We start from the raw sequence: 18,064 nt of genomic DNA on the forward strand, positions 1-18,064 counted from the left end.
CCACGGGTGGGCCGGGCCGGCGGGCAGGGGCGGTCATACGGCGGCCTCCTCAGCGGTGAGCTGGGAGAGCACGATCTCCCGGTAGGTGGTGTTGGTGGCCATGAGCTCGGCGTGGGTGCCGGTGCCGCACACCCGGCCGTCGTCGAGCACGATGATCCGGTCGGCGTCGCGGATGGTGCTGACCCGCTGGGCGACGATCATCACGGTGGCGTCGGCGGTGTGCTCGGTCAGCGCCGACCGCAATGCCGCGTCGGTGGCGTAGTCGAGCGCCGAGAACGAGTCGTCGAAGAGGTAGATCTCGGGCCGGTGGACCAGGGCCCGCGCGATCGCCAGCCGTTGCCGCTGGCCGCCCGAGACGTTGGTGCCGCCCTGGGCGATCGGCGCGTCCAGGCCGCCCTCCATCCGTTCGACGAAGGTGCGGGCCTGGGCGATCTCGAGGGCTTCCCACAGCTGCTCGTCGGTCGCGTCCGGATTGCCGTACCGCAGGTTGGAGGCAACCGTGCCCGAGAACAGGTACGGCCGCTGGGGCACCAGGCCGACCAGCCGCGACAGCAGGGCCGGTTCGAGGTCGCGGACGTCGACGCCGTCGACCAGCACGGTGCCCGCCGTCGCGTCGAACAGCCGGGGCACCAGGTTGAGCAGCGTGGTCTTGCCGCTGCCGGTGCTGCCGATGACCGCCGTGACCTCGCCCGGCCGGGCGGCCAGGTTGATGTCGCTGAGCACCGGCGCCTCGGCCCCGGGGTAACTGAAGCCGACGCCGCGCAGGTCGAGCCGGCCGTGCTCGGTGACCTCGGTGACCGGGTCGGCGGCCGGCGCCACGCTCGAGTCGGTGCCCAGCACCTCCTCGATGCGCTCGGCGCAGACCTCGGCCCGCGGGATCATCACGAACATGAAGGTGGCCATCATGATCGACATGAGGATCTGCATGAGGTAGCTGAGGAACGCGGTGAGCGCGCCGATCTGCATCGCGCCGGAGTCGATGCGGTGCCCGCCGAACCACAGCACCGCGACGCTGGACAGGTTCACGATTAGCATGACGGTCGGGAACATCAGCGCCATCAGCTTGCCGACCTTGAGCGACACGTCGGTCAAATCGGTGTTGGCCTCCGCGTAGCGGGCCTGCTCGCGCTCGTCGCGGACGAACGCGCGGATCACCCGGATGCCGCTGATCTGCTCGCGCATCACCCGGTTGACCCGGTCGATGCGGGTCTGCATCGTGCGGAACAGCGGTCGCATCCGCACGATGATCGCGGCGACCGTGGCCACCAGGATCGGGACGATGACCAGCAGCAGCCCGGACAGCGGGACGTCCTGCCGCAGGGCCAGGATGATGCCGCCGAAGCACATGATCGGCGCCGAGACCATCAGGGTGAAGGTCATCAGCACCAGCATCTGGACCTGCTGGACGTCGTTGGTGGTGCGCGTGATCAGCGACGGCGCGCCGAACTGGCCCACCTCGCGGGCCGAGAACGTCTGCACCTGCCCGAAGATCGAGGCCCGCACGTCCCGGCCCACCGCCATCGCCGTACGGGCACCGAAGTACACAGCGACGATCTGCGCGGCGATGCTGGCGAGCGTGATGGCCAGCATCCACCCGCCGATCTGCATGACGTAGCCGGTGTCGCCCTTGACCACGCCGTTGTCGATGATGTCGGCGAACAGCGTGGGCAGGTAGAGCGTGGCCAGCGTCTGGATGAACTGGAAGAGCACGACGAGCACGATGTCTCGCCGGTAGGGCCGTAAGTAGTTCCGGAGCAGTTGGATGAGCACTACCGGTTCCCCCGTCGGATGAGCAGTCCGTCGAGCAGCAAGGAGACCGCCTCCTCGCCGCTGAAGTCGTCCGGGTCGCCGAACGGCCCGAACGTGTTGGCACCGCAGAACAGAAGCAGCAGCGTCGCCACCGCGGCCGGCGGCCGGCGCAGTTCCTCGGCCCCCGGCGCCGCGACGACCTCGGTCAGCGCGGCGTGCAGCTTCTCCCGGTTGTTGAGCGCCTGGACCGAGGCGTCCCCGGACAGGATCAGCTTCCGGGCGGAGTTCATGAGCTGGGCGTTCTCGGCGAACCGGGCGTGCACGAGCTCGGTCGCCTTGATCAGCCGCTCGCGCAGGGGCGCGGCACGGTCGATCGCGGCCAGCGCGTCCAGCGTCGGCTGCGGGTCGAGTGCCTTGATCACCGAGCACACCACCAGCGACGTCTTCGTCTCGAAGACGCCGAAGATCGTGCCCTCGGCCACGCCGGCGGCCTGCGCGATCTGCCGCGTGCTGACGTCCAGCCCGTGCTCGTGCAGCAGCGGGATGGTCGCGTCGATCAGGGCGGCGCGACGCTCCTCAGGGGCGAGGGCGCGCACACGTTGTCGCTTCTCCACGACGACGAGACTACTGAGCGAGCACTCACTCATCCACTGACATTTGTCATGGGTCGCTCGGCGGAGGCGAGAAACCTCAGGTCGGGAACGACCGGGCCGATCGATGCGCCCGTGCAGCCAGCCGAGATGGACGATCACACCGCCGAGTACTGGGCGCGTCAGCTACGTATCGGCGCCGCCATGGCTTCGGTGGTCACCGCGATCGGTGGCCTCCGGATAGCCACGGGCTGGGAGAGCGCGTACCGCGGGTGGCTGATCCCGATCATCCTGGCCGTGCTGGCCCAGGCGGCCATCTTCCCGCTGCCCTGGGCCCGGCTCGTGCGCAGCGGACGCACCCGTCGGCTGCTGACCCTGTGGTGGCTCAGCGAGATGCCGGTGATGGTGTTGTTCGGCTGGGTCGACCCGGACGGCTGGATGCTCTACGTCCCGGCCGCCGTCCTTCTGCTGATCACCGCGGCCGCCCTCTGGTCGCCCCGGTTCGTCATCGTCCTCGGTGTGATGTCGGTCGGCGGTTACGCCCTGTTGCTGCCGACCCGAGCCGGAACCAACCTGGGCACCACGTTCGTCCTCATCGCGATGATGTCCTGCGTCGTCGGTCTGACCGCGATCTTCGCCAAGAGCCGCCGATCGCTGGACAACCGGCGCCGTACGGCCGAGCAGCGGGCCGAGACGTTGCTGGCCGCCTCGGCCGACGCGGTGATCGCCATCAGCCCGGACGGCCTGGTCCTGTACGCCACCGAGTCGATCAGCCCGATGCTCGGCATCTCGCGGCAGACACTGGTCGGCTCGCGCCTCAGCAGCCTGCTCCCCGACGACCGGGTGGGCCCGGCCGGGGAGTTCTTCGCCGAGTTGATCGCGCTGCCGAACGGCCAGAGCATGCGCGCCGAGTCCCAGCTGCGCAACGCCGACGGCAAATGGGTGTACGTCGACGTGCTGGCCACCAACTGGGTCGACGACCCCGACATCGAAGCCGCCGTGGTGAGCCTGCGCGACATCGGCGCCCGCCGCGCTCTGGAGAACGAGCTGCAGCACCAGGCCTACACCGACTCGCTGACCGGCATGCCCAACCGGGCGCTGTTCCGGCTGCGGCTCGAGGAGGCGGTGGCCGGGCACGCCGAGCGGCCGGTCACCGTGCTGCTGCTCGACCTCGACGACTTCAAGCTGGTCAACGACAACCTCGGGCACAGCGCCGGCGACGAGCTGCTGACCACCATCGCCGCCCGCCTGCGCCGGCACGTCCGCCCGTCCGACGTGCTGGCCCGCCTCGGCGGCGACGAGTTCGCCATCATCATGCGCGACCTCGAGCCGGGCGACGCCGCGGCGCTGGCCGAGCGGCTGGTCCGCACCATCCGCGAGCCGATCCGGCTCGGCAGCCGGGACATCGCCTGCTCGCTGAGCATCGGCATAGCCACCTCGACCGCCGACGACCAGGGCGACCAGCTCCTCGGCAACGCCGACCTGGCCATGTACGCGGCCAAGCGGGCCGGCCGCAACGGCTACGCGATCTTCGACCCGACGATGACGATCTCGGTGCTCGAGGAGGCCCAGCTGCGCATCGACCTCGAGCAGGGGCTGGAGCAGAACGAGTTCGCCGTGCTCTACCAGCCGGTCGTCGACATGCAGACGCAGAGCGTCACCTCGGTCGAGGCGCTGGTGCGCTGGAACCACCCCCGCGACGGCCTGCTCGGCCCCTACCACTTCATCGGCGCCGCCGAGGCCAACGGCCTGATCGTGCCGCTCGGCCGGTGGGTGCTGCGGGAGGCCTGCGCCCAGCTCGCCCGGTGGCGGGCCGAGTCACCGGCCGCCGCCACGCTCAAGGTCAACGTCAACCTGTCGGCCCGCCAGTTCCAGTACGCCGGGCTGGTCGACGACGTCGCCGAGGCCCTGCGCGACGCCGGCCTCGACGCCGCCTCGCTCACCCTCGAGATCACCGAGTCGATGCTGATGGAGGACATCGAGACGGCCAAGAGCACCCTGCACGCGCTGCGCGCCCTGGGCGTACGGCTGGCGATCGACGACTTCGGCACCGGCTACTCCTCGCTGAGCTACCTCAAGCAGCTCCCGGTCGACGTCATCAAGATCGACAAGACGTTCGTCGACGACGTGGACACCGACGCCGACGACGTGGCCCTGGTCGACGCCGTGGCCGGGCTCGGCCAGGCGCTCAAGATGCAGACCGTGGCCGAGGGCATCGAGACCGATGCGCAGTGGGTGACGCTGCGCCGCCTGGGCATCGACCACGGTCAGGGCTACCTTTTCGGCCGGCCCGCCGACCCCGATCAGATCAGCGACCTGCTGGCCGGGGTGAGCACCATCTCCGCTTGAACCGAGAGCCCGCACCCAGCGTGTACCTGTTGGTAGTGCAACTCTGCGGTTAGGAATTCTCAGTGGCGGTCAACAAGCACGTGCGCCGGGTCGCCGGCGGGGTGGTCACCCTCCTCGCCGCCCTCCTCGTCTTTCTCGCGCTGGTGCTCCCCGACCAGATCACCCGGCTCCCACCGGGCAACTTCTGGCTCACGGCGCTGATCCGCGTGCCGATCGAGGCGCTGCTGGCCGTGGCCCTGCTGCTGGCCCTGCCCGGCCGGGCCCGCCGGATCACCGCGACCGTGCTGGGCGCGCTCCTCGGCGCACTGACCGTTCTCAAGGTCATCGACATCGGCTTCTACGCCGTGCTGGCCCGCCAGTTCGACCCGGTGCTCGACTGGACGCTGTTCAAGGACGGCTTCCACTTCCTGGTCGACTCGGTCGGCCGGGGTGGTGCGCTGCTCGCGGCGGCCGGCGCCGTGCTGCTGGCCGCGGTCACGCTGGTGGCCATGACGTTCTCGGTGCGGCGGCTGAGCCGGGTGATCGCGGCTCACCCGTGGCCCGTACGGGGAACGGTCCTGACCTTCTCAGCGGCCTGGGTGACGCTGGCCGTGCTGGGCTTCCAGCTTGTCGGCGGCATCCCGGTGGCCAGCCAGAGCGCGGCCGAGCTGGCCCGTGACACGGTGCTGGCGGTGCCGCAGGACATCCAGGACCGCAAGGACTTCGCCCGCGAGGTGCGCAACGACGACTTCAAGAACCTGCCCGACGACCAGCTGCTGAGCGCGCTCCGCGGCAAGGACGTGATCATCGGCTTCGTCGAGAGCTACGGGCGCGACGCCGTCGAGAACCCCGAGTTCAACCAGCCCGTGCTCGACCAGCTGCGGGCCGGGCAGAGCAAGCTCGCGGCCAAGGGCTTCGCGGCGCGCACCGGCTACCTCACGTCACCCACCTTCGGCGGCGGCAGCTGGCTGGCCCACTCGACCTTCCTGTCCGGTCTGTGGATCGACAACCAGAACCGCTACCGCAGCCTGGTCGCCACCGACCGGCTCACGCTGACCTCGGCCTTCAAACGGGCCGGGTTCCGCACCGTGGGGTTCGAGCCCGGGGTCACGTTCGCCTGGCCCGAGGGCGAGTTCTACGGCTACCAGCAGGTCTACGACTCGCACACGCTCGGCTACCACGGCCCGATGCTGAGCTGGTCGACGATGCCCGACCAGTTCGTCATGAAGCAGGTCCACGAGTACGAGTTCGGCAAGGCCAAGCGGCCGCCGCTGCTCGCCGAGGTGACGCTGACGTCGAGCCACACGCCGTGGACCCCGGTGCCGCCGATGCTGCCCTGGGACGAGATCGGCGACGGCCGGGTCTACGGTCCGATGATCGCCGGCGCCCCCAACGCCCAGCAGCTCTTCTCCGACGGCAAGAAGGTCAAGCAGGCGTACGCGGGATCGATCGCCTACTCGGTGGACAGCCTCCTCTCGTACGTGGAGAACTACGGCGACGACAACCTGGTGCTCGTCCTGCTGGGCGACCACCAGCCGGCCTCGGTCGTGGTGGGCACCAACGCGACCAAGGACGTGCCGATCTCGATCGTGGCCAAGGACCCCAAGGTGCTCGACCGGATCAACGGCTGGGGCTGGACCGACGGGCTGACCCCGGCGCCCGGTGCCCCGCTGTGGCCGATGAACGAGTTCCGCGACAAGTTCCTCACCGCCTACAGCCCGCAAGGGGAACCTCACTGAACGCAGAGTGACGAACTTCCCTATCGCATGATCGACAGCGAATAGACCGCGATCTACCCGCGCGTCACTCCTTTCCGTGACCGAAGTCCGTCAAGATGACCTTCGGCGGCTGCGAGGGGGCAGCCGGCGGAAGCGAACGGGGAGTTCTGTGGAGGACCGTCAGCGGCCGTCCCGGGCGGACAGCCTGAGGCTGACCCGCATGCCGGAGCTGCGCCCGCCCAACAGGCCGTCAGGACCGGCCCCAGAGCCGCCGCCCCCGCCCGCGGCACCCCGGCGGAAGTCTCGTAGGGCCTGGTGGGCGGCGGCCGGCCTGGTCATGGTGCTGGCCCTGGCGGGCGGGTTGGTCGTCGCCTACCGGGCGACCACCGACGCCACGATCCCCGACCGCGGTGTGCCGCCGGTGGCGATCCCGACCGAGGCGTTCGCCCCCTCCGGCCCGGCTCGCGCGGAGGTGGCGGCTCCGGTCAGCCGAGTGCCGTCACCGTCACTTTCGGTATCGGTCAAGCCGGCTCCGTTGAAGGTCACCGCCCGCACGAATCCGTCCCGGGCCAACCTCGCGCGGACCGCCACGATCACAGCCAGCAGCAGCGAAGGCAGCGCGTGGCCGGCCCGCGACGCCGCCGACGGCGACCCGGGGTCGCGCTGGTCGAGCGGCTTCGCCGAGCCGCAGTGGCTGAAGGCGGACCTGGGGGAGCGGCGCGCGGTCAGCGAGGTCACGCTGATCTGGGAGCACGCGTACGCGATCGGCTACCGCATCGACGTATCACTCGACGGCCGGCGGTGGCGCACGATCTGGTCCACCACGGCCGGCGAGGGCGGCACAGTCCAAGTCGACGCCGGCGGCGTTGGCGCGCGGTATGTGCGCATGTACGGCACCAAGCGCTCCAACCAGTACGGCTTCTCGCTCTTCGAGCTGGAGATCCGCTGAACGGGGTGGGTGTTCAACGACGGCAAGGCGTCAAGATGCCGCACATCGCTCTGCGGTCATCGACCAGCCGGCAACCAGGGCCCCCACGCGGCTGCCGCTCGGAGATCAGCGGCTCGATCCGGGCCCGGAGGTCGTCAGCGACCAGCCAGGGCCGTGGGTCGCGCTTCCTCATGTCATCGACAACGGCCGGCCCAGGGTCACGTCATGGCGGGGCACCCGAGTGAGTCAGGAGATCCTGCTGCGCTGTTGACGACGTGACCTATGAAGTGAGCCGATTGCCGAGGAATCGGGTGGAGAGCCCTTTCGGGCCGCCTGGTGCTGGACCGGCCGTCACTCGATGATCGATACGGAAGCCGCACTGGCCGTCCAGCAGGAAGCCACCCACGCCGCACTCCGGGAGGCGGCCGGCGTCTCGTGCGCACCAGATGTGGCCGCGCCCGAAACTTTTCTCCAGCGGAACGCCGCCCGAGCGGAACCCAGCTGGGCGGAGCGTCGGCGGTGCCGAGGCGGGCGCGTGAACCGACGGGGTTCAAGAGAGTGCGCGGAGAATGAGGCGCTCCCCGCAAGCAGAGGCCTGCGGGGAGCGCCTGACGAACGACTCGGGACCCTGGGCGCGTTTTAGAGCTGGACCCGGCCTGCGCCGAGGCCCAGATTCCGCCTGCGTGCGGCCCGCGGAAGGCCGGTTACAACACCGGTAGCCGGCCTTCCGCGGGCCCCCCGCAGGCGGGATCTGGGCCGCACCGCAGACCGACCCCAGGTCTAAAACGCGCCTTAGTCGATCGTCGGGGGGAGGTTTCGGGCGGCTTTCAGGGCGGCGGCGGCGCCGGCGTACGGGTTGTAGGTGTAGGAGCGGTCGAGGGAGCCGGGGACCTTGTAGTAGGCGGCGGCCAGCCTCGCCGGGTCGGTGGCGATCTCGCCGCGGGCCGGCACGTCGTTGCCGTCGTCCCAGCCCCACGGGGCGTTGGCCGAGTTGGTGCCGCACGAGTACGTGCCCTGGCCGCAGCCGCCCGTGGTGTCCCCGGCGAAGGTGCCCAGGTTGGCGAACAGGTTGGTGTTGGTGCGCTGCGACCACAGGCCGCCGTCCGCGAAGACGTCGATCAGCTCATAACGCACGTCCCGGTCGTTGGTGCCGCTGGGCGACTCGGACACGGTCGACGACGGGTAGTAGACGACGCCGTCCCCGTCGATGTCGTACTGCGGCCACGCCTTGAGCCCGTGCCCGCCCCGCTCCTGCGCGGTCACCGGGTGCTGGAACGAGTCGTGCGGCGAGGACTTGAACTGCAGGGTGCCGTCGATCGTCTCGCTGCCGTTGGCCCAGGTGCTGCCGCTCGGCGCGTACGAGAAGAAGTCGCTGTGGGCCACCGTGACCGCGGCCCTGAGGGTGCCGTAGGCCGAGCCGTCCTTCTCGACGACCTCGAGCACCCCCTCGCCGTCGTTCTCGTGCTCGGTCTCGAAGAACGGGTGGTCGATCCAGTCGCGCGGGTGGAAGAAGAAGTACGTCAGGTAGTAGTGGGTGCCGGTCTCGAGCACCGAGTAGTACGCCGCGGCCGCAGTGTTCTTCCCGGCGTTGTCCCAGTTGTCGCGGCCGTTCAGATTGCCGTCGAAGTCGTACCGGGTAATGAAGTCGCTCTTGCCGCTCAGCGCGTGGCTGCCGGTGGCGTCCACGTCCTGGTAATGGACCGGCGCCCAGCGCAGCGCCAGCTCGGCCCGGCTCGGTGCGGCCGCTGCCGGCGCCACCAATCCGGCCGCTGCCAGCACGCCCGCCACGCCGGACGCGATCACCCGACTGATACCCATGCCTACCTCCTGAGATTGATGATCGTAAATCTAAGGGTGGTGGGTGGACGAGAGGCGACGGGGAAATTTCCGGCACGCGGCGGCTACGCTGTGCGGATGTTCAAGGTCGATCTGGGTGGCGGCGCGGAGCTCCGGCCGCTGGAGCCGTGGCAGGCCGAGGAGTTCCTCGCACACATGGATCGGGCCCGCCCGTTCGTCGACCCGTGGATCGCCTGGGCCGGCCGCAGCACGACACTGGCGACGGCCACCGAGACCCTTCAGCGTTATGCGGATCTGCAGGCGCGCGGCGAGGGCCGGATCCTCGGCATCTGGCTCGACGACGTCCTCGTGGGCGGCGTGATGGCGTTCAACCACGACGCGCACGCCGATGCCTGCGAGGTCGGCTGCTGGCTCGAGGAGGCCGGCACCGGCCGCGGGCTGATCACCCGGGCGTCGGCCCGGCTGATCGACTGGCTGTTCACCGAGCGGTCGATCCACCGCGTCGAGTGGCGCTGCCGGCCCGACAACGTGGCCAGCTCGAACGTCGCCCGCCGCCTCGGGATGACGCACGAGGGCACGCTGCGCGAGAGCTTCCCGTGGCAGGGCGTGCGCCACGACAGCGAGGTCTGGGCCGTCCTCGCGCCGGAGTGGTCCGGCGGCAAGTGAGGTGCTGCCTGAGCCCGCACTGACCCACCGCACCGAGGGTGGCCGCGACGAGCCGCTGCTCGTGTGGCGGCTGCCCGAGCCGGTGCTGGCGATCTCGTCGGCCGTGCTCGGCGGGGGCATCGGCCCGTGCGGCTGGGTGGTCAACGCGACCGTGCCGATGTCCTACGACCGGGACGACCCGGCCGACCACCTGGCCGCCATCGCCGGGGGCCTCGGTCTGCGCGGCCCCGGCGTGGGCCTGCTGACCGGGGTCGACGTCGCCGAAGTGGTGAGCACGGCCGACGACGGCGTGCGGCTGTGGGCGACGGTCGGGCTGGGCGTGCCGATCCGGGCCGCCGCCCCGCCGGTGGAGCTCGGACCGCGGGTCGGCACGGTCAACGTCGTGGCCTGGGTGCCGGCCCGGCTCAGCGCGGGTGCGCTGGTCAACGCCGTGGCCACGGTCACCGAGGCGAAGGCGCAGGCGATCCGCGACCTCGGGTGGGACGCGACCGGCACCCCGACCGACGCGGTGTGTGTGCTCTGCCCGGCCGAGGGACCGGTCGCCGCGTACGCCGGGCCGCGCTCGACCTGGGGTGCGCGGCTGGCCCGGGCCGCTTACGCAGCGATCAGTGGTAGGTGAGCTCGCCGGCCTCGATGGCGGCCGGGATCGTGTTCTCCGGCGGGGCCAGCGGGCACAGCCAGGCGTCGTTGTAGGCGCACGACGGGTTGTAGAGGTAGTTGAAGTCGAGCCGCACCCGATCACCGGACAGCGGTTGCAGGCCCCGGCCGTGGGTGCCCTTGACCGTGTCGGTGAGGTAGCGCCCGCCGCCGTAGGCACCCTTGCCGCAGGTGGCGTCGCGCACCGGCAGGAAGAGCCCGCCCCCGTAGGCGGCGATCCACCACAGCGACAGCTCGCCGAACGGTGACTCGATGACACCGGCCCGGTCGTAGTGCACGACGCCGTCGGGGCCGCCGGTGTCGATGTCGATCGAACCGGACGCCGGGCGCACGGTGGCCTCGACGATCACGTCGTCGTTGCGCGGGAGGTAGCGCAGGCCGGCGAACGACCCGCGCTCGTCCTCGGGGATCGCCGACTGGGGATGGGTGCCGAACAGCTTGTCGCGCTCGGCGCGGAACTCCTCGAGGCTCGTGTCAGCCAGATACATCCGCGCGACGGTGGCGCGGTAGTCGGTCAGCTCGAGTGCCTGCATGCCAGTCAATCTAGGCCGCGATCACGGGTTGCACCCGGTGATGAATACCTCAGGGACTACTCGTCCACGATCTGCCAGTCGTGCGCCGGGACCGTGACGCTCGCGCCGTCGACCGTGAACGTGTACGGCTCGTCGCCGATATTGAGCAATGTGACCAGCCGGTTGCCGCCGTCGGTGGAGACCAGGGCCACGGCCGTGTTGGTGAGCTGCTCGGCGGTCGTGCGGGCCCGGACCAGCCAGGCGTGCCGCCGCCGGACACTGATGAGCCGCTGATGCAGGTGGAAGATCGGCCACCCGTAGCCGGCGAGCCCGTCGCGCGTCTCGGGGAAGGCCGGCCGGACCGCGTCGTCGCCACCCGCCCGGTCCTCTTTGACCCCGCGGAAACCCTGCTCGTCGCCGTAATAGACGCTGGGCACGCCGCCGACCGTGAACAACACGGCCAGGGCGTGGGCGAGGTGGCGCTCGTCGTCGAGCTTGCTCGCTATCCGGGTGACGTCGTGGTTGCCGACGAAGGTCAGCGGCTGCCCGGCCTCGAGCACGTCGTTGTTGCGCTTGAGGGTCCAGGCCAGCTCGTAGAAGTTGCCGTCGTTGAGGCTGCTCCAGATCGCCTTCCACAGCTCGTACTGGGTGATCGAGTCGAGCCCGCTGTCGCGCAGGTAGGCCACGTAGCCGCCCTGCAGGATCTCGCCGGTGAACCAGGCCTCGGGTTTGGCCGGCCGCACCCGGGCCAGGGCGGCCCGCCAGAACGCGGGCGGCACCCCGTAGGCGACGTCGAGCCGCCAGGCCGAGGCGCCCCGGTCGAGCCAGTGCTCCATGACGCGTACGACGTGGTCGAGCACCTCGGGCTCGTCGTGGTTCAGCTCGACCAGCGAGCCGTGCCCCTCGAAGACCGCCCGCTCACCCGAAGCGGTGTGCTTGAACCAGCTCTCCGGCGCCTGGAAGCTGCGCCCGACGTGGTTGAAGACGCCGTCGAGCATGACCTGCAGCCCGCGCTCGCGGCAACCCGCGATCAGCGCGTCGAAGTCGGCGTCGTCCCCCAGGCGCGGGTCGATCCGGAAGTGGTCGGTGGTGTCGTACCCATGCGTCTCCGAGGCGAAGATCGGCCCCAGCTGCAGACCGTTGACGCCCAGTTCGACGGCGTAGTCGAGCCAGCCGGTCAGCCGCTTGAGCCCGCCCCCGAACCCCAGCGGATAGACGTGCCACCAGATCACATGGTCGACCCACTCGCGCATGCGCTCACTATCCCCCTCCGGCCCCCGGCCTACGCACCCGGACGGGGAACGGTCCTCACCACCGGGGGCCGCGGGCCAGCCGGATCGGCCCGGTCGCGGTGGCCACGTCGACCTCGGCGCCGTGCTGGCGGACCGTGATGACGCCGTCCCGGGCCAGCTCGGCCGCCACCTCGCGGGCCTCGTCCATCAGGTCGCGCCACGACTCGCCGCCGGTGACCCGGGCCGCGTCGCTCGGGCAGATGGTGGACTCGGGACGGCGGTGCCGCAACAGCGCGCGCATCGCCGCGCCCAGCCGGGCCGCCGGTTCCGCCGGGAGGTCGCCCAGCGCCAGCTCGGCGTCCCGCACCCGGCCGGGGGCCGCGTCGTGGCGAGCCTCCGCCAGCTCGCTCAGCAATTCACGGCGCAGTGCCTCCGGGATCATGGAGCCATTGTCCAGGCGCCGGGCACCCGGACGGCGTGGGCCTCGGTCAGGTCCGGCGACTCCCACTTGCCGATCAGCCGGTCGATCACCGCGTCGGGCACCGGGGCCGACCGGCTCGCGTTCTGCCGGCGTACGGTCCCCGGCGGCACCTCCAGGGCCACGATCTCGACCCGGGCCTGATAGGCCGCGCCCAGCCCGATGCACAGCTCGCGATGCTGCCGCGAGATGTTGGTGGCGTTCCAGACGAAGTCGCGGCCGGCCCGCAGATGCTCGCGGGCCTGATCGTGTGTGGCGGCGGCCACGGCCCGCTGACCGTCGGTCGGCTTGATCCCGAGGCGGGTGCGGATGGCGTCCAGACTGATCACCGGCCGGCCGTTCGCGTGCGCGGCCACCCAGGTGTCCTTGCCGGCACCGGGCAGGCCGGAGAGCACGGTCATCCTCAGGCGGGTGTCGTCGTAGGCGGCGTACCGCGGGTCGCGGCCCTCGGTCCGGAAATACTGGAACCGGGCGTGGTCGGACGCGAACGGCGAGGGCTGGTCGAGCACGCCCAGGCCGGCGCAGTATTCGCGGAACAACTCGATATTCTCCAGCACCTCGTCCCGATCGCCGCAGATCCGGCCGGTGATGTCCGCGTCGGCCAGCATCGCCAGCTCCCGGTTGCCGGCCAGCAGGCTGACCCGCAGCACGATCTGCTCCAGGTCCGGTCGTTCCAGCGCCCAGAAGGGCACCTGGTGGTGCCGCACCAGCGCGGCCACGTGCTCGCGCCACGGCCGGGGCGCGCCCAGCTCCCACAGGATCCGGCGCACGGTCAGATCGCCGCGGCGGGAGTGGCCGGGCGCGGTGATCCGGCCGTCGGCCTCGGTGCGGGTGCAGTCCGGCTTGGCCACGTCGTGCAGCAGCACCGCCGCGAACAGCCGGGCCCGGCCGGCCGGTGGCAGCTCCCGCCAGGCGGGCTGCGCGGCCAGGGCCTCGGCGGCCATCCGGGTGTGCGTGGCCACGTCGCCCTCGGCGTGGTGCACCGCGTCCTGGGGCACGCCGCGCAGCCGCCGGATCCAGTCGAACTCGGCCTCGATCCGCGGCCACGGCACCGTCCAGGATGGACCGGCCGGGCACAGCTCGGCGAAGATGGTCCAGTCAGATCGCATACATCACCGCCGGGTCGGCCAGGCCGTTGGGCACGATCGGGCGGTCGGCCCAGTGCGAGCCGGAGTCCAGGACGGCCTGCAGGAAACCGGCCCGCACCCACTTGTAGCGGCCGGCCACCCGACCGCCCGACTCGTCCTTGACGTACAAGCCCTCCATCTCGTCGCCCGGGTCGGTTTCGGCCAGGACGCGACCCGGGTCGGCTCCGGCCTTGGCCGCCGACACGCGCAGCGACTCCCGCCAGGCCGCAGTCCGCACGGTCGACGACGTGACCAGCGCGGTCAGCTCGCCCAGCGTGGCCACCGTCCCGGTTCGCAGCACCGGGACGCTGACCACCGGCGTGCCGGCCAGCATCGCCTGCCGGGCCGGGGTGTCCAGGAACGCGCCGGTCTCCCGGTCGAGGATGTCGAACTCGCAGAAGTAGTGCGGCAACGCGTCGTAGAAGACGGTGTGCTTGGCATAGAGCCACTCGCCGTAGAGCACGAACCGGGCGCCCAGGACCGGCCGCAGGATGGGCGCGATCAGGTTGGCCCACGACTTCAACGGCGCGAACTGGCGCTCCCGCGGGCCACCGGTCAGATAGTGCCCCCGCGACTGCAGGCGCAGCTCGCCGTCGCCGGTGAAGCTGATCGCCGCGTTGGCCCCGTCCAGCTTCTCCTCGACGACCAGAGTCCGCCCGGCGAGCTCGGCGAACGGCGTCTGCGACAGGTCCTCGTCGCCCGGCTGCAGGCGTGAGCCGGCCAGGTGCGGCGTCCGAGGGTACTTGCTGATCATGTGCTGTTTGTACCGGTGCCCGGTCGCCGGGACCACCGAATATGGCCGCGCTCAGGCCAGCGGCAGGTTGAGCATCGTCAACCCGCCGACCGGTCCGAAGCCGGCCGAGGCATAGAGGGCCAGCGCTGCCGCGTTGTCACTCTCGGTCTGCAGCGACACCCGGCGTGCGCCCGCCGCGCGGGCGGCCTCGGCCACGTGGGTGAGCAGCGCGCGGGCCACGCCCCGGCGCCGGGCCCGCGGCGGGACGAACAGATCGCGGACGAGCCACGCCTCGCCCAGCGTCAGCGAGGCCGGCAGGACCGCGACCGTGGCGAACCCCTGATCCGCCGCCGCGGCGACCCGGAAACGGCCGGTCGTCACCTGGTCGGCCAGCCACGTGTGCGTCCGCGGGCCGGCCGGCGGCAGGCCGTAGTGGACGCGGTATTCGTCGAAGAGCGTGGCCACCCCGGCGAAGCCCGGATCGGCCGGCGTCACCCAGGCGACGGTCATCGGAGGTCCGCCAGCTCGGCTTCGAGCAGTGCCATCACCCTCTGCTGCCGGTCGGCGTCCGGCGCGATACCCCGGCTCGGTCCCTCGGCCAGCATCAGCACGTAGAGGTGGACCCGATACAGCGCCAGCCGGGTGAGCTCGGCCTCGGTGAACGGCCCGGCGCCGTAACCCACCACGAACGGATGGGCGGCGTCGATGCGCCGGAACAGGGCCGGCGACACGAAGTCGAGGAGCGGGTCACCGTAGAGGTAGCGCTCCCCGTCGACCAGCCCGCTCAGCGACCCGTCTGGGGCCACGAGCACGTTGCCGTCCCACAGATCGAAGTGCAGCAGGGCCGGCCGGGTCACCGTGGCCAGCACGTCGCGGTGCCGCTCGAGCAACCCGTCCAGCGGTGGCAGCGAGACCTCCCAGGCGGCCGCGTCGGCCCGCAACGACGCGATCATCGCGCCGAACGCGGCCGGCCAGTCGTCGCCGGCCGGCCGGCCGCCGGTGTAACCGAAGTGCGGCCCGCTGATCGTGTGCACGCGCGCGACGGCTTCGCCCAGCTGACGGCGGGCCACAGCCGAATCCCGGCCGGTGAGCGCCCGCCCGGGCAGCAGCGACGAAATGATCCAGTTCTCGTCGCGGGCCAGCACCGCCGGGACGGGCGCCTTCCCGCGTACGAGGGAGAAATACTCCGCCTCGGCCGGGATCAGCCCCCGCTCGTACCCGAGCAGTCGAGCCGACGCCGGCGGCCCCACCTTGACCACGACGTCCCGCCCGTCGTCGAGCGACGCCCGCCAGACGGCGGCGAACCCGCCCCCGCTCAGCTCGGCGGCCTCGGACACGACGGCGCCGAGACCGTCCCGGACGATCCCGGCGATGTCCTCGACGCCGATCAGCGGTTGAGTGGGGCTGCGCATCCGGCGAGGTTAGCGAACAGACCTAGATCGTGAGGGGCCGCAGGGAGAGCGCGGCCGGCTCGTGCTCGGCGAAGGTGCGGTAGTGGCGCAGGGCCAGGAACAGCCAGCCCAGGCTGATCACGGCCAGGATGACGTAGGGGATCGGCGCGCCGAAGGTGTCCCAGCAGGTGTGCAGGACGACCGCCCCGGCGAAGGTGCCCAGGAAGGCCAGCACCCGCTTGGCGTTCGGCGCCGCGATCAGGGCCCACAGCGCACCCGCGGTCAGCCCGGTCCAGGCGGTGTGCCCGGCCGGCGAGGTCAGCCCGCGCAGGAACAGGGTCTGCTCGACGCTGCTGATGTTGCCGTCCGAGGCGAGCAGCGCCGTGAAGGCGTACCCCATGGTCTCGAGGGCTGCGAAGCCCATGCCCGCCGCTACGCCGATGATCAGGCCGTCCGACGGCAGGCGCCGCTCGTGCCGGCGCATGATCGTGAGCAGCAGGATCAGCGGCACGATCAGCTTGGCCGCCTCCTCGATCACCGCGACCAGCACCATCGGCAGCACGCCGAGGCCGCGCAGGGTGTCGTATTCGAGCGTGCCCGCGACCACGATGCCGATGACGCCGCCGAAGAAGCCGGAGATCACCAGGGCCGAGGTCGGCACCTGCCAGCGGCCGGCGTGGGCCTGGGCGAAGGTGAGGAAGGACAGCGGGACGACGGTCGCGCCGAGCAGGATCAGCGCCGGCACGAAGTTGGGGTTCTGCGTGTGAACGAGGGTCCGCAGCACTACGGCGTACAGAGCTAGTCCGGTGACGAGGACGCCGAGCCAGGCCCACCGGCGGGTGTGATCGCGCATGGCACGCTGCTACCCGACCGGTGGGATCGACTCACGGAAATGCGATGCGCGTCGCTCAGTGTGCGACGGCCATCACGGGCTCGCCCGTCTCGGCCGGCAACCGGCTCGGCCGGACGACCGCCCAGAGCACGACGACGGCGGCCGCCATGCCGCCGGCGACGACGATCGCCATCGCCGTCGAGCTGTTGCCGAGCACGCCGACCAGCGGGGCGGCCAGCGCGCCGACGCCGAACTGCACCGCGCCGAGCAGGGCCGCGGCGGTGCCGGCGGCCTCACCGTGCCGGGAGAGGGCGAGCGCCGGGGCGTTCGGCATGGCCAGGCCGACGGTGGCCAGCACCAGCCACAGCGGGACGAGGATGCCGACCAGGCCGCCGAAGCCGGTGGTGGCGGTGACCAGCAGCACGACGCCGAAGACGGCTCCGGCGACCAGCGCGGTGCCCAGAATCTGGGCCGGCGCCCAGCGGCGGAGCAGGCGCACGTTGAGCTGGGTGGCGCCGATCAGCCCGACCGCGCCGCCGGCGAAGACGTAGGCGAACTGCTGCTCGCTCATGCCGTACTCCTCCTGGAAGACGAAGGAGGAGCCGCTCACGTAGGCGAACAGGGCGGAGAAGGCGAGGGCGGCGACCAGGATCAGACCCACGTACGTGCGGTCGGTGAACAGCGTGCCGTAATCGCGCAGCGTGCCCATGACACCGCCGTTGCGCCGCCGCTCGACCGGGAGCGTCTCGGGCAGGAACAGCGCGGTCGCGGTCAGGATGGCGATCGAGACCAAGGTGAGCACCACGAAGACGCCACGCCAGGAAGTCCAGTGCAGCACCGTGCCGCCGATGGTGGGCGCGAGGATCGGCGCCACGCCGATGACGAGCATCAGCCGGGAGAGCAGCTTGGCCGCGGCGAACCCGCTGAACAGGTCGCGCACGATCGCCATCGCGACCACCGCGGCCGCCGCGGCGCCCAGGCCTTGCAGGATCCGCAGCGTGCCGAGCACGGCCAGGTTGGGGGCGACGACACACAGGACCGAGGCCAGGACGTGGACGCCGACCCCGGCCAGCAGCGGCAGGCGGCGCCCGAACGCGTCCGAGAGCGGGCCGATCAGCAACTGGCCGAGCGCCAGACCGAGGAGCGTGCCGGTCAGCGTGAGCTGCACCGCGGCCTCGGTGGTCTGCAGGTCAGTGGCGATCGTCGGAAGGGACGGAAGGTACATGTCGATGGTCAGCGGCCCGAGTGCGGACAGAAAACCGAGGACGAGGACGACACCTAAGCGGCGGCCGGCAGGATCTTGGCGCATATTCGGTTTCAAGCCTC

The 18,064-nt window shown here is 71.2% G+C and carries 17 protein-coding genes; 5 read left to right on the forward strand and 12 right to left on the reverse strand.

Features of this window, described 5'->3' with window-relative positions; genetic code table 11:
- Positions 1-33: 33 nt before the first annotated feature.
- Together NAG42_RS23610 and NAG42_RS23615 are read right to left on the reverse strand one after the other, a co-directional pair.
- Positions 34-1,770 (reverse strand): ABC transporter ATP-binding protein, encoded by a 1,737-nt coding sequence (locus NAG42_RS23610; protein ID WP_250033142.1) that lies wholly within the window; start codon positions 1,768-1,770, stop codon positions 34-36.
- On the reverse strand, positions 1,770-2,363 hold the full coding sequence (locus tag NAG42_RS23615; protein ID WP_250033143.1) for a TetR/AcrR family transcriptional regulator: 594 nt from the start codon (positions 2,361-2,363) through the stop codon (positions 1,770-1,772). Before NAG42_RS23615 ends, NAG42_RS23610 begins: the two co-directional genes overlap by 1 nt.
- Before the next feature lie 126 nt (positions 2,364-2,489).
- Between NAG42_RS23615 and NAG42_RS23620 the strand changes: the two genes are divergently transcribed.
- The 3 genes from NAG42_RS23620 (at position 2,490) to NAG42_RS23630 (ending at position 7,334) form a co-directional block, all read left to right on the forward strand.
- Entirely contained in the window at positions 2,490-4,688 is a 2,199-nt protein-coding gene (locus NAG42_RS23620; RefSeq protein WP_250033145.1) for a putative bifunctional diguanylate cyclase/phosphodiesterase, read from the forward strand.
- A 62-nt stretch (positions 4,689-4,750) separates the two neighbouring features.
- Positions 4,751-6,406 (forward strand): sulfatase-like hydrolase/transferase, encoded by a 1,656-nt coding sequence (locus tag NAG42_RS23625; protein ID WP_250033147.1) that lies wholly within the window; start codon positions 4,751-4,753, stop codon positions 6,404-6,406.
- Positions 6,407-6,605: 199 nt separating this feature from the next.
- Positions 6,606-7,334, forward strand: a complete 729-nt coding sequence (locus NAG42_RS23630) for a discoidin domain-containing protein (protein ID WP_250033149.1) — start codon at positions 6,606-6,608, stop codon at positions 7,332-7,334.
- Positions 7,335-8,105: 771 nt separating this feature from the next.
- Here the strand turns inward: NAG42_RS23630 and NAG42_RS23635 are convergent.
- Entirely contained in the window at positions 8,106-9,131 is a 1,026-nt protein-coding gene (locus NAG42_RS23635; protein WP_250033151.1) for a hypothetical protein, read from the reverse strand.
- A 96-nt stretch (positions 9,132-9,227) separates the two neighbouring features.
- On the opposite strand from NAG42_RS23635, the gene NAG42_RS23640 reads away from it, so the two are divergent.
- Both NAG42_RS23640 and NAG42_RS23645 read left to right on the forward strand, forming a co-directional pair.
- Complete coding sequence (locus NAG42_RS23640) at positions 9,228-9,776, forward strand: GNAT family N-acetyltransferase (RefSeq protein WP_250033152.1); 549 nt, start codon at positions 9,228-9,230, stop codon at positions 9,774-9,776.
- 1 nt (position 9,777) lies between these two features.
- On the forward strand, positions 9,778-10,395 hold the full coding sequence (locus NAG42_RS23645) for an adenosylcobinamide amidohydrolase (RefSeq protein WP_250033154.1): 618 nt from the start codon (positions 9,778-9,780) through the stop codon (positions 10,393-10,395).
- Here the strand turns inward: NAG42_RS23645 and NAG42_RS23650 are convergent.
- Genes NAG42_RS23650 through NAG42_RS23690 form a run of 9 tightly spaced genes read right to left on the reverse strand, consistent with a single transcriptional unit; the run spans position 10,382 to position 18,047 of the window.
- Positions 10,382-10,966, reverse strand: coding sequence for a DUF1684 domain-containing protein (locus NAG42_RS23650; protein WP_250033162.1), 585 nt, complete (start codon positions 10,964-10,966; stop codon positions 10,382-10,384). The two genes, NAG42_RS23645 and NAG42_RS23650, sit on opposite strands and share 14 nt — an antisense overlap.
- 56 nt (positions 10,967-11,022) lie before the next feature.
- Positions 11,023-12,198, reverse strand: coding sequence for an alpha-amylase family glycosyl hydrolase (locus NAG42_RS23655; RefSeq protein ID WP_250033164.1), 1,176 nt, complete (start codon positions 12,196-12,198; stop codon positions 11,023-11,025).
- A 55-nt stretch (positions 12,199-12,253) separates the two neighbouring features.
- Positions 12,254-12,619, reverse strand: coding sequence for a DUF3253 domain-containing protein (locus NAG42_RS23660; protein WP_250033165.1), 366 nt, complete (start codon positions 12,617-12,619; stop codon positions 12,254-12,256).
- Positions 12,616-13,764, reverse strand: coding sequence for an AAA family ATPase (locus tag NAG42_RS23665; protein ID WP_250033166.1), 1,149 nt, complete (start codon positions 13,762-13,764; stop codon positions 12,616-12,618). The genes NAG42_RS23660 and NAG42_RS23665 overlap by 4 nt, the downstream gene beginning before the upstream one ends.
- The gene (locus NAG42_RS23670; protein ID WP_250033167.1) at positions 13,754-14,536 is read right to left on the reverse strand and encodes an RNA ligase family protein; all 783 of its coding nucleotides are present in this window, start codon (positions 14,534-14,536) and stop codon (positions 13,754-13,756) included. The genes NAG42_RS23665 and NAG42_RS23670 overlap by 11 nt, the downstream gene beginning before the upstream one ends.
- A gap of 51 nt (positions 14,537-14,587) precedes the next feature.
- Positions 14,588-15,025: a GNAT family N-acetyltransferase gene (locus NAG42_RS23675; RefSeq protein ID WP_250033168.1), complete on the reverse strand. Its 438-nt coding sequence runs from the start codon at positions 15,023-15,025 to the stop codon at positions 14,588-14,590.
- Positions 15,022-15,927, reverse strand: a complete 906-nt coding sequence (locus tag NAG42_RS23680; RefSeq protein WP_250033169.1) for a phosphotransferase family protein — start codon at positions 15,925-15,927, stop codon at positions 15,022-15,024. The genes NAG42_RS23675 and NAG42_RS23680 overlap by 4 nt, the downstream gene beginning before the upstream one ends.
- A gap of 22 nt (positions 15,928-15,949) precedes the next feature.
- Positions 15,950-16,759 carry a PrsW family intramembrane metalloprotease gene (locus NAG42_RS23685; RefSeq protein WP_250033170.1) on the reverse strand — a complete coding sequence of 270 codons (810 nt, stop codon included), beginning with the start codon at positions 16,757-16,759 and terminating at the stop codon, positions 15,950-15,952.
- A gap of 55 nt (positions 16,760-16,814) precedes the next feature.
- Positions 16,815-18,047: a multidrug effflux MFS transporter gene (locus tag NAG42_RS23690; RefSeq protein ID WP_250033171.1), complete on the reverse strand. Its 1,233-nt coding sequence runs from the start codon at positions 18,045-18,047 to the stop codon at positions 16,815-16,817.
- Positions 18,048-18,064: the final 17 nt, after the last annotated feature.

This window comes from Paractinoplanes maris, from assembly GCF_023544465.1.
GTDB lineage: Bacteria > Actinomycetota > Actinomycetes > Mycobacteriales > Micromonosporaceae > Actinoplanes > Actinoplanes maris.

Bases quoted from the DNA above. Each gene is read 5' to 3' on its own strand.
- NAG42_RS23650 (WP_250033162.1), bottom strand. From the start codon at position 10,966: ATGCAGGCACTCGAGCTGACCGACTACCGCGCCACCGTCGCGCGGATG.
- NAG42_RS23690 (WP_250033171.1), bottom strand. From the start codon at position 18,047: ATGCGCCAAGATCCTGCCGGCCGCCGCTTAGGTGTCGTCCTCGTCCTC.
- NAG42_RS23680 (WP_250033169.1), bottom strand. From the start codon at position 15,927: ATGCGCAGCCCCACTCAACCGCTGATCGGCGTCGAGGACATCGCCGGG.
- NAG42_RS23665 (WP_250033166.1), bottom strand. From the start codon at position 13,764: ATGCGATCTGACTGGACCATCTTCGCCGAGCTGTGCCCGGCCGGTCCA.
- NAG42_RS23670 (WP_250033167.1), bottom strand. From the start codon at position 14,536: ATGATCAGCAAGTACCCTCGGACGCCGCACCTGGCCGGCTCACGCCTG.
- NAG42_RS23635 (WP_250033151.1), bottom strand. From the start codon at position 9,131: ATGGGTATCAGTCGGGTGATCGCGTCCGGCGTGGCGGGCGTGCTGGCA.
- NAG42_RS23655 (WP_250033164.1), bottom strand. From the start codon at position 12,198: ATGCGCGAGTGGGTCGACCATGTGATCTGGTGGCACGTCTATCCGCTG.
- NAG42_RS23640 (WP_250033152.1), top strand. From the start codon at position 9,228: ATGTTCAAGGTCGATCTGGGTGGCGGCGCGGAGCTCCGGCCGCTGGAG.
- NAG42_RS23660 (WP_250033165.1), bottom strand. From the start codon at position 12,619: ATGATCCCGGAGGCACTGCGCCGTGAATTGCTGAGCGAGCTGGCGGAG.
- NAG42_RS23620 (WP_250033145.1), top strand. From the start codon at position 2,490: ATGGACGATCACACCGCCGAGTACTGGGCGCGTCAGCTACGTATCGGC.
- NAG42_RS23685 (WP_250033170.1), bottom strand. From the start codon at position 16,759: ATGCGCGATCACACCCGCCGGTGGGCCTGGCTCGGCGTCCTCGTCACC.
- NAG42_RS23630 (WP_250033149.1), top strand. From the start codon at position 6,606: ATGCCGGAGCTGCGCCCGCCCAACAGGCCGTCAGGACCGGCCCCAGAG.
- NAG42_RS23675 (WP_250033168.1), bottom strand. From the start codon at position 15,025: ATGACCGTCGCCTGGGTGACGCCGGCCGATCCGGGCTTCGCCGGGGTG.